This is a genomic window from Actinomyces sp. oral taxon 448 str. F0400 (genome assembly GCF_000220835.1).
Classification (GTDB): domain Bacteria; phylum Actinomycetota; class Actinomycetes; order Actinomycetales; family Actinomycetaceae; genus Actinomyces.
On the sequence record NZ_GL985606.1, the window covers coordinates 1,162,193 to 1,175,068 of the forward strand.

Annotated in this window: 10 protein-coding genes and 4 pseudogenes; 9 read left to right on the top strand and 5 right to left on the bottom strand. The window is 66.8% G+C overall.

Going from position 1 to position 12,876, the window contains the following annotated elements:
• Positions 1 to 205 precede the first annotated feature (205 nt).
• Together HMPREF9062_RS04955 and HMPREF9062_RS13520 are read left to right on the top strand one after the other, a co-directional pair.
• Positions 206 to 1,330 (top strand): GuaB3 family IMP dehydrogenase-related protein, encoded by a 1,125-nt coding sequence (locus tag HMPREF9062_RS04955; RefSeq protein WP_009748952.1) that lies wholly within the window; start codon positions 206 to 208, stop codon positions 1,328 to 1,330.
• 292 nt (positions 1,331 to 1,622) lie between these two features.
• Positions 1,623 to 2,281, top strand: a pseudogene (locus HMPREF9062_RS13520) (glycoside hydrolase family 36 N-terminal domain-containing protein); the annotation flags it as partial.
• 18 nt (positions 2,282 to 2,299) lie between these two features.
• Here the strand turns inward: HMPREF9062_RS13520 and HMPREF9062_RS13525 are convergent.
• Positions 2,300 to 2,449 (bottom strand): hypothetical protein, encoded by a 150-nt coding sequence (locus HMPREF9062_RS13525; protein ID WP_253270772.1) that lies wholly within the window; start codon positions 2,447 to 2,449, stop codon positions 2,300 to 2,302.
• Between HMPREF9062_RS13525 and HMPREF9062_RS13530 the strand changes: the two are divergent.
• From HMPREF9062_RS13530 to HMPREF9062_RS04975, 5 genes and pseudogenes are all read left to right on the top strand, one after another.
• A pseudogene (locus HMPREF9062_RS13530) lies at positions 2,405 to 3,732 on the top strand (alpha-galactosidase). The gene HMPREF9062_RS13525 and the pseudogene HMPREF9062_RS13530 overlap by 45 nt on opposite strands.
• A gap of 422 nt (positions 3,733 to 4,154) precedes the next feature.
• Positions 4,155 to 4,583, top strand: a pseudogene (locus HMPREF9062_RS13535) (carbohydrate ABC transporter permease); the annotation flags it as partial.
• A 133-nt stretch (positions 4,584 to 4,716) separates the two neighbouring features.
• Positions 4,717 to 6,318 carry an extracellular solute-binding protein gene (locus tag HMPREF9062_RS13820; RefSeq protein ID WP_009748957.1) on the top strand — a complete coding sequence of 534 codons (1,602 nt, stop codon included), beginning with the start codon at positions 4,717 to 4,719 and terminating at the stop codon, positions 6,316 to 6,318.
• A complete protein-coding gene (locus HMPREF9062_RS13825; RefSeq protein ID WP_009748958.1) occupies positions 6,315 to 6,485 on the top strand; it encodes a hypothetical protein in 171 nt (56 codons plus the stop codon). The genes HMPREF9062_RS13820 and HMPREF9062_RS13825 overlap by 4 nt, the downstream gene beginning before the upstream one ends.
• 249 nt (positions 6,486 to 6,734) lie before the next feature.
• A complete protein-coding gene (locus HMPREF9062_RS04975; protein ID WP_009748959.1) occupies positions 6,735 to 7,001 on the top strand; it encodes an HPr family phosphocarrier protein in 267 nt (88 codons plus the stop codon).
• A gap of 99 nt (positions 7,002 to 7,100) precedes the next feature.
• Here HMPREF9062_RS04975 and HMPREF9062_RS13545 read toward each other — a convergent pair whose 3' ends face one another.
• A complete protein-coding gene (locus HMPREF9062_RS13545; RefSeq protein WP_009748960.1) occupies positions 7,101 to 7,418 on the bottom strand; it encodes a hypothetical protein in 318 nt (105 codons plus the stop codon).
• A gap of 24 nt (positions 7,419 to 7,442) precedes the next feature.
• Positions 7,443 to 9,188, bottom strand: coding sequence for a sodium:solute symporter family protein (locus HMPREF9062_RS04985; RefSeq protein ID WP_034253776.1), 1,746 nt, complete (start codon positions 9,186 to 9,188; stop codon positions 7,443 to 7,445).
• Positions 9,189 to 9,381: 193 nt separating this feature from the next.
• Between HMPREF9062_RS04985 and HMPREF9062_RS04990 the strand changes: the two genes are divergently transcribed.
• Together HMPREF9062_RS04990 and HMPREF9062_RS04995 are read left to right on the top strand one after the other, a co-directional pair.
• The gene (locus tag HMPREF9062_RS04990; protein ID WP_009748962.1) at positions 9,382 to 10,026 is read left to right on the top strand and encodes a MarC family protein; all 645 of its coding nucleotides are present in this window, start codon (positions 9,382 to 9,384) and stop codon (positions 10,024 to 10,026) included.
• Positions 10,027 to 10,072: 46 nt separating this feature from the next.
• Positions 10,073 to 10,528: pseudogene (locus tag HMPREF9062_RS04995) on the top strand (RNase H family protein); the annotation flags it as partial.
• Between the two features lie 16 nt (positions 10,529 to 10,544).
• On the opposite strand, the gene HMPREF9062_RS05000 reads toward HMPREF9062_RS04995, so the two are convergent.
• Together HMPREF9062_RS05000 and HMPREF9062_RS05005 are read right to left on the bottom strand one after the other, a co-directional pair.
• Positions 10,545 to 11,435 carry an aldo/keto reductase gene (locus HMPREF9062_RS05000; RefSeq protein ID WP_009748964.1) on the bottom strand — a complete coding sequence of 297 codons (891 nt, stop codon included), beginning with the start codon at positions 11,433 to 11,435 and terminating at the stop codon, positions 10,545 to 10,547.
• Positions 11,436 to 11,595: 160 nt separating this feature from the next.
• A complete protein-coding gene (locus HMPREF9062_RS05005; RefSeq protein ID WP_009748965.1) occupies positions 11,596 to 12,780 on the bottom strand; it encodes an acetate/propionate family kinase in 1,185 nt (394 codons plus the stop codon).
• Positions 12,781 to 12,876 lie beyond the last annotated feature (96 nt).

Here is a 12,876-nt window from a genome sequence, read left to right on the forward strand (position 1 = left end):
CCCCACTTATCCCATGCCCCGCACCCATCGGATAATACTGGTGATACCCCAGCAGATCCTCCTGCAACGACGACTCCACTCGCTCCAGATCAACCATGACCCCACCCTAACAACCACCACCACACACCGTCAGCCATGTCCGGATACGAACCCCGACAGGGGCGCCGCGCGGTCTGCAGCTCTCATCGGCGGATACGATGCCGCTATGAGCGGTGAGATCGAGATCGGGCGGTCCAAGCGTGCCCGACAGGCCTACTCCTTCGATGACATCGCGCTCGTCCCCGCCCGTCGCACCCGGGACGTGCATGACGTTCGTGTGGGTTGGCAGCTCGACGCTTACCACGTGGACCTGCCCGTCATGGCCTCACCCATGGACTCGGTGATGAGCCCCGCCACTGCTATCCTCATCGGTCGTCTGGGCGGTATCGGCGTGCTCGACCTCGAGGGTCTGTGGACGCGCTACGACGACCCCGCCGAGGCTCTGGAACGCATTCGGCGGGCCGTGCCCGAGGAGGCCACCCGTGTGCTGCAGGAGGTCTACCGGGTCCCTGTGCGCTCCGAACTCATCACAGCTCGTCTGACGCAGATCCGTGAGGCCGGCGTTGTCGTCGCCGGGAGGCTCAGTCCCGCCCAGACCCAGCGGCACTGGCGCACTGCCGTCGAGGCCGGTGCCGACCTTCTCGTCATCCGCGGCTCGGTGGTCTCCGCCGAGCACGTCTCCGGCGCCGCTGAGCCCCTCAATCTCAAACGATTCATCTACGAGCTCGACGTGCCCGTCGTCGTTGGCGGGGTCACCACCTACACCGCCGCCCTCCATCTCATGCGCACCGGTGCCGCTGCGGTCCTGGTGGGGCAGGGCGGCGGAGCGTCCTCCTCCGTGCGTCAGGTGCTGGGTCTTCACATGCCCATGGCCACTGCCGTAGCCGATGTCGCCGCCGCCCGTCGCGATTACCTCGACGAGTCCGGCGGACGCTACGTCCATGTCATCGCAGACGGTTCGGTAGGCAATTCTGGCGACGTTGTCAAGGCCATCGCCTGCGGCGCGGATGCCGTCATGCTCGGTGCCGCTCTCGCGCGCGCGGCGGAGGCGCCCGGAGGAGGCTACCACTGGGGAGCCGAGGCGCGTCATGAGCGCCTGCCGCGCGGCTACCGCAGCTTCGTGGGCACCGTCGGGACTATGGCCGAGATCCTGTCCGGCCCTTCGGACCGGGCCGATGGCACTGTCAACATCGTGGGGGCGCTGCGTCGCACCCTGGCGACCACCGGGTACGCCGACGTCAAAGAGCTTCAGAGGGTCGAGGTCGTCCTGGCTCCGTACGATCCGAGCTGAACTCGCTGAGCTGAGGTTGATCACGCGCCCGGAACAGTCACGACTGACTTTTTTCGATACAAAAATATCGTAGAGTTCCTCCCGATCCCGCCGTGGGCGGTCTGCGACTACCGGTCCCAGCGGCGACGCGTCCGGCGCACCCGGCGCCGAACGGAATCGACGTTCACGGAGGAGCGTTGTGAACTCGACGAGCGACTCCCGCCCCACCGCCACCATCGAGGCTCTTCCTCACCACTTGCGCCGCGGCGGCACCTCAGCGGTTCTGGACCTGCTGCCGGACCGCTTCCTCGTCGTGCGCCACTGGGGTGAGGATCTCGGCGACCTCGGGGACGCCGCCCTGACGGACCTGCGTACCGCCCAGACGATGAGCACGGAAACCAACCGCACCTGGACTGCCTCCGACCTGCCGGTGCTGCCCCTGCCGCATCTGGGCTGGTCGGCCCGTCCCGCGCTCCTTCTTCACCGGCAGGACGGTTCCGTCTTCTCCGCCCACGTCGACTCCGTCTCCCACGAGGTGACGATGGATGAGGGACCGGGAGGCGCCGCCGATGTCGTCGTCTCGCGGGGAGTCGACGCCGTTCACGGCATCGACGTCGTCACCGAGATCCGTCTGGAGCCCACCGGCCTGGTGCGGGTGCGCGCGCGGGTCGCCGACGTCGCCGAGGAGGGGGCCTCCCCGTTGGAGGTTGACGAGGTCACCCTGCTGCTGCCCGTCCCCTCCGACGCCGTCGAGCTGCTCGATATGACCGGCCACCACGGCTTCGAGCGACGTCTTGTGCGCACCCCCTTCGCCCCGGGCCCCGACTACGTGAGTCCTGGGAGGGCCGCCCCGGACACGACGCCGCCACTTGGCTCGTCGCGGGTGCATCCGGCTTCGGCTGGCGTCGCGGTCGCGTCCACGGCGTGCACCTGGCCTGGTCCGGCAATACCCGCATCCTGGCGACCCGCCCGCCTCAGGGATACCGGCTCCTAGGAGCCGGCGAGCTCCTCCACCCCGGCGAGATCGTCCTGGCCTCGGGCGACTCCTACACCACCCCATGGGTCGTCGGTTCCTGGGGCGAGGGCCTCGACGCCCTGGCCTCCCGCTCCCACGCGCACCTGCGCGCTCTGCCCTCCCACCCCGCCCGCCCCCGCCCGGTCCTGCTCAACTCCTGGGAGGCCGTCTACTTCGACCACGACCCGGGCGCCCTCATGTCACTCGCGGACGAGGCGCGACCATCGGCATCGAGCGCTTCGTGCTCGACGACGGCTGGTTCGGCTCTCGGCGCGACTCGACGTCGGGCCTGGGCGACTGGCAGGTCTCGCCGCAGGCCTGGCCCGCGGGCCTGGCGCCGCTGGCGGAGCACGTGCGCGGCCTGGGCATGGAGTTCGGCCTGTGGTTCGAGCCCGAGATGGTCAACCGCGACTCCGAGGTCGCCCGCGCCCATCCCGACTGGATCCTGTCCGACGGTGCCGGCGGGGCGGTCGAGCATCGCGACCAGAGAGTCCTCGACCTCACCGCACCGGGCGCCTGGGACTACTTGTACGACGCGATCACCGGCCTCGTGGACGCCCTGGGCATCGCATACATCAAGTGGGATCACAACTCCACGATCCTGGCCGCGGGCCACATGGCGGTCGGCACCGGAGGGGGTGCGCGCCATGGGGCGCCCGCCGTCCACGACCAGACCCTGGCCCTTTACCGGCTGCTGGACGCCCTTCACGAACGCTTCCCCGATTTGGACGTCGAATCCTGCGCCGGAGGGGGCGGCCGCATCGACATGGGGATTATGGAGCGGACCCAGCGGGTGTGGGCGTCGGACTGCAACGACGCCCACGACCGTGCCGATATCAACCGCGCCACCATGCTGCTGCTGCCGCCCGAGCTCGTCGGCACCCACGTGGGCTCCGGCCGCGACCACACGAGCCTGCGCAATCTCGACCTGCCCTTCCGTGCCGGCCAGGCGCTGTGGGGACACATGGGTGTCGAATGGGATCTACGCTCGGCCTCCCAGGAGGACAAGCGCGCTCTCGCGGCCCTCATCGCTGTGCACAAGAATCTGCGCCCCCTGCTGCACGCCGGCGAGCTCGTGCACGCCGATACGGACGAGGACGAGGCCGTGCGCATTGAGGGCGTCGTCTCCCCGGACCGTACCGACGCGCTCTACCAGCTCACCGGCCTGGCTCAGACCACCACCTGGCCCGGGGCGCCGCGCCCTCTGCCCGGTCTGGACTCCGCGCGCATCTACCATGTGCGGCTCGCGACCCCCGTCTACGAAGGTTTGAACTATCCGGCCGCCTGGACCCGCCCCGGGGGCGTGCGGCTGCCCGGCTCCTACCTGACGACCACTGGGATCGCTCTGCCCGTCATCCACCCCGACCACATGCTTCTCGTGCGCGTCACCGCGCTGGAGGCGTCCTGACCCGTCTCACCGACTGACTCGGCCGCCCGCTCACGGGTGCGGGCGCCGTGTCCGCACCCGGCCTCCCTCAACGAAGAATGGAGAACCATCCGATGCCCCTACCCACTCGGGCGGCCCTCCGCCGGCGACCGAAGGACGACCGGGTACTCGGCCTGGCGTTCATCCTCCCGGCGGGCATCGGGCTCGTTGCCTTCTACATCTGGCCTCTCATCCGGGGCGTCTGGTTGTCATTCACCGAGTACAACCTGCTCACTCCAGCGACCTTCACCGGTGTCGACAACTACAAGCGCATGCTGAACGACTCGGTCTTCTGGAATGCCGTCAAGGTGACCTTGGAGTACGTGATCATCAACATCGGCGTTCAGACGGCCGTCGCTCTGCTCATCGCCGTCCTCATGCAGCGCCTGACCCGGTCGACTTTCATGCGGGCCATCGTGCTGACGCCCTACCTCGTGTCCAACGTCGTGGTCGCCATGCTATGGCTGTGGATCCTCGGCAACACCCTGGGCATCTCCAATGAGATCATCCGGGCGCTGACGGGGGAGAGCGTCAATTTCTTCAGCTCAGCCCTGGCCATCCCCACGATTGCGCTGATCAACGTGTGGAGGCACATGGGTTACACAGCCCTTCTTATCTTCGCCGGCCTCCAGGCGATCCCGAGCACTGTTTACGAGGCGGGCAAGGTCGACGGCGCCAGCCAGTGGACCATGTTCTGGAGGATCACGATGCCGCTGCTGCGTCCGATCCTGACGCTCGTCCTCATCATGACGATAATCGGCTCCTTCCAGGTCTTCGACACCGTCTCGGTGACCACCCAGGGCGGTCCCGTCAACGCGACCCGCGTCCTGCAGTACTACATCTACGACATGGCCTTCAGTCGTTTCCAGTTCGGCTACGCCTCGGCCATGGCCGTCGGACTGCTCAAGGACGTCCGACTCCAAGGCCCGCAGGAGGCCGAGCGTCGGCCGAGCCCTCGCCTGGATCATGATGATCGCGATCCTCATCACCACGGTCCTACCGCTCTACTGGGTCCTTCGCACCGCGCTGTCCTCGAATGCCGGGATCTCCTCCGACCCCGCCTCGGTCCTGCCCGTCGACGTCAACGTGCGCGGCTTCGAGCGCGTCTTCGGCATGCAAACCACGCAGGAGGCTCTCGACGACGGCGGCTCCGGTGCCGCCATCAACTTCTGGCTCTACCTGCGCAACTCCGTCGTCGTGGCCACCCTCGTCACCGTGGGTCAGGTCTTCTTCTCCGCCATGGCCGCCTGCTCCTTCGCACGGCTGCGTTGGAAAGGACGCGATCTCATCTTCGGAGTCTTCCTCGGTGTTCTCATGGTGCCCCAGATCTTCACGTTGCTGCCGAACTTCGTCTTGGTCAAGCAGCTCCACCTCGTCGACTCACTTCTGGGCGTCGCCCTGCCGATCATGTTCATGACGCCCTTCGCGGTGTTCTTCCTCAAGCAGTTCTTCATGAACATCCCACGAGAGCTCGAGGAGGCGGCGCTGCCCGACGGCGCCTCGAAGGTCCGTGTCTTCCTTCAGCTCGTCTTGCCCATGGCGAAGGCGCCCATTACGACGCTGGGCATCATTACGTACATCACCGCTTGGAACGACTACTGGACCAAGCTGACCGCCGGCTTCATCGCCGGCACCGGTCCCGACGCCTTCGCCGATCACATTCAGAAGTTCGCTCAGCTCGTCGACCTCGACGTCCTCCTGCCCCTGGAGGAACAGGCTGCTTGGGTCGATGTCGATGTCTCCGCCTTCCAGGAGGGCCTGCTCGAGTTGTGGAAGGGTGAGGACGGGCATCAGTACGGCTGCCCCAAGGATTGGGACACCGAGGCGATCTTCTACAACAAGGACATGGCGCCCTCCACCGGCCTGTCACAGGAGGATATGGCCGGCCTGGAATGGAATCCGGACGACGGCGGCACCTTCGAGAAGGCGTTGGCTCGCTTGACCGTCGACGTCAACGGCGTGCGCAGCGACGAGCCCGGATTCAACCCGGAGCGCATCGCGATTTACGGAATCGGCATTCAGAACTCCGGAGACGCCGACGGGCAGACCCAGTGGAGCCCATTCACCGCCTCAACCGGTGACTGGTACTACACGGACAAGGAGACATGGGGGACGCACTACCGCTACGACGACCCTGGCTTTCAGAGCACTATGGACTGGTACTTCGGGCTCGTCGACAAAGGATTCATGAATCCTAACGGAGCTTTCTCTGACGCCACGAGCACGGATATCCAGATGGGTTCCGGGAAGGTCGCGATGGCCGTTCACGGGGCGTGGATGTTCACCACCTTCGCCAAACTCGATGTCAACGTCGGCATCGTTCCCACGCCCGTGGGGCTCAACGGGACCAGCCAGTCGCTGTACAACGGGCTGGGGACTCGGTTGTCAAGCAGTCGAAGAACATCGAGGGAGCCGCCAAGTGGGTGGCATTCCTGGGCACTCGGGAGGCGCAGGACATCGTCGCCTCCTACGGGATCGTCTTCCCCGCGATCACCGCTTCGACCGGTAAGGCCATCACGGTTTTCGAGGAGGCCGGGCTGCCCAACGCTCCCTTCACGGATCACGTGAAGAACGGCACGACCTTCTTCTTCCCGCTGACCTACTTCGGGGCCGGCGTCAAGGCGATCATGAAGCCGGGGGTGGAGGACATATGGGCCAACCGGGTCCCCGCCTCGACACTGACGGAGTACAACAGGCAGGTCAATCTCCTGTTCGGCACCTCGACGCACGGCTGAGGACGAGGACACCCGCCGGTTCGCTGCTGCGTCTCGTAGTCCATCCGTCGTGCGCCCCACTCGTCGGTGTGCAACGGACGGATCGTTGTGATATGCCATTCGTGCGTCATCGTGCATCCGTACAGCGCCATTGGCCGCCGAAGTCGGGTAGTGTGAAGCCGTCATCAGCCGCCGGCCGGTCTCGCATCGGCGCACAGGCGCGGGTGCTCCGCCGTCGCCGCCGGCTCCCTCCCCGTTAGGAGCAACTCCATGGCCCAGGTCACCGCCACTATCGCCTCCAAGGTCGGCCTCCACGCCCGTCCCGCCGCCACCTTCGTCAAGGCCGTCGCCGAGAAGGGCGTCCCCGTCACCATCGCCAAGGAGGGCGGCGCCCCCGTCGACGCCTCCTCTATCCTCGGGGTCATGACGCTCGGGGCCGGCTTCGGCGACGTCGTCACTCTGGCCTCCGACGCCGACGGTGCCGACGGCGCGCTCGGCGAACTCAAGGCTCTGCTTGAGACCGACCTCGACGCCTGAGCCGTCGGTCCGCCTCGGCCCTTGACGGCTCGTAGGCGTCGGGGGGTACACGCCGCAGGCGCACCCCCCGACGCCTACGAGCCGTCGTCGTCGGTGCCGCTAGCGTGCCGACCGGCCGTCGACCGGTTCCCGTCGGTCGCGCTGACGACCCTTCTCGACCTCCGACTCCGGCATGCCGGTGATGTTCTCATCCCCGGACTCACCGGCCGGGGACGCCGTCCACCACAGGATCATGAGAGCGGCGATCACGGTCAGGCCCAGGCCGGACCACAGGTTGGCATTGACGCCGCCGGTCTTCGCCATCTCGTCGGGGCCGTTGAGGAATGCCGAGCAGATGATCAGGAACAGGCCGATGATGGTCAGGACGGCGCCGATGACGATGCGGATGTCCGCCAGCGAGCGGGTGCGTGCTTTCATTGGGTGGCTCCGATCGGTGGTGGATCAGTGGAGGGCGAGGTTGAGCAGGACGACGAGGCTTCCCGACAGGATCGCCAGAGGCACGGGGCGGCGGAACCAGGCCAGTTCGCCTGCCCTCGGATCGTGCCGCTGCGATGCGGGCGTCGAGGAGTAGACGAATCCCTTGAGCTGAGCCTCCGGCCGGGGCGTCGTGGCCAGGGAGACGACCAGGGTCACCACGATGTCGACGGTGAAGGCGAAGCCCGCGGCGAGGAAGGCCGCGCCCTGCCCGGGGAAGTCGACGATGTGCTGCCAATTGAGAATGTTGACGACTAGCGCCGAGAGCGTTCCGGCTGTCAGACCCGCCCAGCCGCCGTGGTTCGTCGCCCGCTTCCAGAACATGCCGAGGATGAAGGTGGCGAACAGCGGGGCGTTGAACATGGAGAACAGCTGCTGGAGGTAGTCCATCAGGTTGGAGTAGCTCGAAGCGATGAGTGCCGTGAAGATTGCGACGAGTGTGGCCACCCCGGTGGCGATGTGCCCCATGCGCAGGTAGCGGGCGTCGTCAGCGTCCTTGTTGATGTAGCGCTGGTAGAGATCGACGGTGAAGACCGTGTTGAACGCCGAGATGTTGGCCGCCATTCCCGCCATGAAGGAGGCCAGCAGGCCGGTGATGGCCAGTCCCAGTAGGCCGTTGGGAAGGACATCGCGCATGAGGAGGAGGACGGCGTCATTGTACTTGATGTCCCCGGTCGGAGCCTCGGCACCGGCCAGGGTGGCAAGCTTGAGTCCGTGGATCTCGCTGACGAGCACCGCGGCGACCATGCCGGGGATGATGACGAGGAAGGGCACGAACATCTTGGCGAAGGTGCCGACGATAGGGGCCGAGCGCGCCGAAGAGATCGAATCGGCGGCCATGGCGCGCTGGACCTCGACGAAATTCGTCGTCCAGTAGCCGAAGGACAGCACGAAGCCCAGCCCGAAGACGATGCCGATCACGGACAGCGTCGAGGAGCTGAAACCGGACAGCAGAACGCCGGGCCAGGAGTGGAGTTGGGCGGAGGGGTCGGCGTAGGCGCTCGTGCCGTGCGCGATGGCGTCGGCCGTGATCGACTCCTTCAGACCGTTCCATCCGCCGACCCGGTGCAGCCCGATGAGGGTGAGTGGGAGCAGGGCGGCGACGATGACGAAGAACTGGAGGACCTCGTTGTAGATGGCCGCGGACAGCCCGCCGAGGGTGATGTAGGAGAAGACGATGATGGCGGCGACGATGAGCGCCACCCACAGCGGCCAGCCCAGCAGGCGCTGGACGATGGAGCCCAGCAGATAGAGGTTGACGCCGGCGATGAGCAGCTGCGCCAGGGCGAAGGACAGCGCATTGATCAGGTGCGCAACGGTCCCGTAGCGTCTGAACATGAACTCCGGCACCGAACGGACCTTCGAGCCGTAGTAGAAGGGCATCATGACCAGGCCGAGGAAGATCATGGCCGGGATGGCGCCGATCCAGAAGTAGTGGAAGGTCGGCAGGCCGTACTGCGCGCCGTTGGCGGACATGCCCATGATCTCGACAGCGCCGAGATTGGCCGACACGAAGGCGATGCCGGTGACCCAGGCGGGCAGTGAACGCCCCGAGGTGAGGAATTCGTCGGAGGAGGCCGCCTTGCGCTTGGCCATGAATCCCACGCCGATGACGAAGGCGAAGTACACGGCGATGGGGAGGTAGTCGTACCAGCGGGCGTCAATGAGCGTCGAGCCGGCAGCGCCGGGGAGCGAGGCGGGGAGCGGGGTCATGAGACTCCTCTGATCGGATGGTAGCGGGCGGCCGTCGCCCAGCGTCATCCACCATACCTAACAAGGTGACACGTATTACGGGATCGGTGTGACGATCTCGGCCGCTGTGCGGGGTGCCGCCGGTAAGGGGCCGCAGTCGCGTCGCCTCGTCGTAGCTCGCCATAAGCGAGGCCGGCGGGCATGATGCTGCCTTGTGGACACCGCGCTGCTCTTCAAGGCCCTGGGCGCCTTCTTCGCCATCATGAACCCGTTCGTCAACCTGCCCCTGTTCCTGAGCCTGACCAGTGGGGAGGACGCCGCCCAGCAACGCCGGACGGCCTGGCGCACCGTGGCGCTCAGCGCCGCCATGTGCGCGGTGGTCGCCGTGGCCGGCAGCGCGCTGCTGAAGCTGTTCGGGGTGAGTGTTGACGATTTCCGAGTCGCCGGCGGGCTCGTCCTGCTCACCATCGCGCTGGGCATGCTCAGCGGGCACGGGGCGAGCGCTCACGAGGGAACCTCGGCGGAGAAGGATCATGCGGCCGAGCGGGCCGTGGCCGCCGACGTCTCCTTCTACCCCATGACCTTCCCGATCATTGTGGGCCCCGGCACGATCACGACGATCATTGTCATGATCTCACAGGGCCAGGGCGCCTCCGACAAGCTGATGGTGGCGCTCGCGCTGATCGTCGTCCTGGCGCTGCTGGGCGCCGTGCTCTACTTCTCCAGTGCCATCGGCCATCACATGTCCCTGACTCTGCGCGTCATTATGACACGCCTGATGGGTATGATCCTGGCGGCGATCTCCATCGGAATGCTGGCCACCGGTCTGAAGGACCTCCTGCCCGGTCTGGCGGGTTGACGCCGGGGCTCGGGCCGGATGCCGCGGGTCCGGGTAGGGTGCGCACATGACGATCATCGCTGCGGCGGACGGTTCCGCCCTCGGCAACCCCGGTCCCGCCGGATGGGCCTGGTATGTGGACGACGAGTGCTGGGCCGCCGGCGGGTGGGCGGAGTCGACGAATAACCGCGGTGAGCTCACTGCGGTCCTGGAGCTTCTGCGCGCCACCGCCCGCACCGGGGAGGATCTTCTCGTCCAGGCCGACTCCCAATACGTCATCAACTCGGTGACGAAGTGGATGAAGGGCTGGAAACGGCGCGGATGGCGCAAGGCCGACGGCAGGCCCGTCCTCAACGACGACCTCATGAAGGAGATCGATCGTGAGTTGGCCGGACGGGACGTCCGTTTCGAGTGGGTGCGCGGGCACATCGGCCACCCCATGAACGAGGCGGCCGACGACCGGGCCCGGGCGGCGGCCATCGCCTTCCAGCACGGCAGCGCGGTGCCCGACGGACCGGGGTGGACGCGTTGAGCCGTCCTCAGGCCTCGGGGATCGTGAGTTCCATGTACCTGGCGTTGTCGGCTGTCGGATCCGGCCCATTGCGCACGCCGCGGTCCAGGGCGTCGATCGCCACGAGTTGATCCGCGGAGAGCTCAAAGTCGAAGATATCGAAGTTCTGCGCGATGCGTTCAGGATTAGTCGATTTGGGGATGGCTGAGCGTCCCTGCTGAAGATGCCAGCGCAGCATGACCTGGGCCGCCGACTTGCCCGTGCCGGCGGCGATCCGCTGCAGGGTCTGGTCGTCCATGACCGAGTGACGGCCCTCGCCCCAGCCGGGGTAGAAGGTGATGCCGCCGATGGGACTCCAGGCCTGGGTCAGGATGCCGTGGGCGCGGTGGTAGGCCTGCAGTTCCGGCTGGGAGAAGTAGGGGTGCAGCTCGACCTGGTTGACGGCCGGAACCGTGTCGGTCCACTCGGCGAGACGGTCGAGGAGCTCTTCGGTGAAGTTAGACACACCGATAGCGCGGACCCGGCCGGCCTCGTACAGTTCCGCGAGAGCCTGATAGGCCGCGACGGTGCGGGAGAAGTAGGCGGGCATCGGCTGGTGGAGGATGAGTAGGTCGATGGTGTCGGTATCGAGTTTGGCGATGGCCTTGTCGAAGGCGTGGAGCGTCTCGTCGTGACCGTAGTCGGAGGCCCAGATTTTCGTCTCGAGGAAGACGTTCTCACGGGGTACGCCGGAGCGGCGGATGCCTTGGCCGACCTCGCGCTCGTTGCCGTAAGCGGCGGCGGTATCGATGTGCCGGTAGCCGATGCTCAGCGCGGTCTCGACCGCGTCGGCGGTCTCCTGCGCGGAGGACTGGAAGACGCCCAGACCGACGGCGGGCAATTCGACGCCGTTGTTCAGGGTCAGCAGTGGTGCACTCATGGGGTGCAGAGTATGCGGTCCGGGCCCGAGCAGACAGGGTCTGCTAGAGCCACCCGCGAGGAGCGTCCGGGCGTGTCGTCGCCGGCCCGGGGCTTCGGCCGAGAGCGCGATGGGCGCGTCGTCGTCCTCGCCGGCTTCCGACTTCCCGCGGATCGGCGGTTCAGATGAGTGTGAGCGCCTGACGGGCGATGGCCAGCTCCTCGTTGGTCGGGAAGACGGTGACCACGACGGAGGAGTCGGGCGTCGAGATCGTCACCGGCTCGCTGGCGCGCACGGCGTTGGCCTCGGTGTCGATGCGTACTCCCAGGTAGTCCAGCCGCTTGCACAACTCGGCCCTCACCCGTGCGTCGTTCTCACCGATGCCGGCGGTGAAGGTGATGGCATCCACGCCGCCCATGACGGCGGTGTAGGCGCCGATGTACTTCAGCAGACGGTGGACGTAGATGTCGATGGCATCGCGAGCGTTCTGGTCACCGGCATCGACGAGCCTCCATACCTCGCGCATGTCCTGCTGGCCGGTCAGGCCCTTCATCCCGGACTCCCAGTTGAACAGGTGGTCGATCTCATCGATGGACATGCCGGCTACGCGCACCAGGTGGAACACGGCAGCGGGGTCGATGTCACCGGTGCGTCCGCCCATGACCAGCCCTTCCAGCGGGGTCAGTCCCATGGAGGTTTCCACGGCTCGGCCGGCGACGACGGCCGACACGGACGCGCCGTTACCCAGATGCAGGACGATCTGCTTGAGGTCGTCGCGCTCCAGGCGCTCGGCGATCTCGCCGGAAACGAACTGGTGGCTGGTCCCATGAGCGCCGTAGCGGCGGATGGAGTAGGTATCGGCCACCTTGCGGTTCAGGCCGTAACGAGCGGCCTCCTCGGGGAGCCTCTGGAAGAAGGCGGTGTCGAAGACGGCCACGTGGGGAACGTCGGCCAGTAGTTGGCGTCCCACCTCGATGCCCTTGAGGTGGGCGGGGTTGTGGAGGGGACCGAGCGGGACGAGCTCCTCGATCTTGGCCACGACGTCGTCGTCGATGAGCGCCGGACCCGAGAAGTAGTGGCCGCCCTGGACGACGCGGTGCCCCACTGCCACGACGTGGGCCTGCGCCAAGCTGGGACCCTGCTCGTCGAACAGGCGCAGAACCTCGGACAGGCCGAAGCCGTGGTCCGGGACGGGCTCGGTGATGTCCGTCCTCTCCCCGGCGCGCTTGTGAGTGATGGAGCCGGTGGCGTCTCCGATGCGCTCGACGATGCCCGAGGCGAGCGACTCCCCTGAATCGGGGTCGACCAGCTGATATTTGATAGAGGAGGAGCCGGAGTTGATGACGAGGACGGTCCGGGTGGTCACGGTGGGCCTTTCTGACTTTCTGGCGGGGCCCGTCGAACGGGCGCGGTGGGTTCGAGGATGGGGCGGGCGCGGCCCCGGAGTGAGGCCGCACCCGCG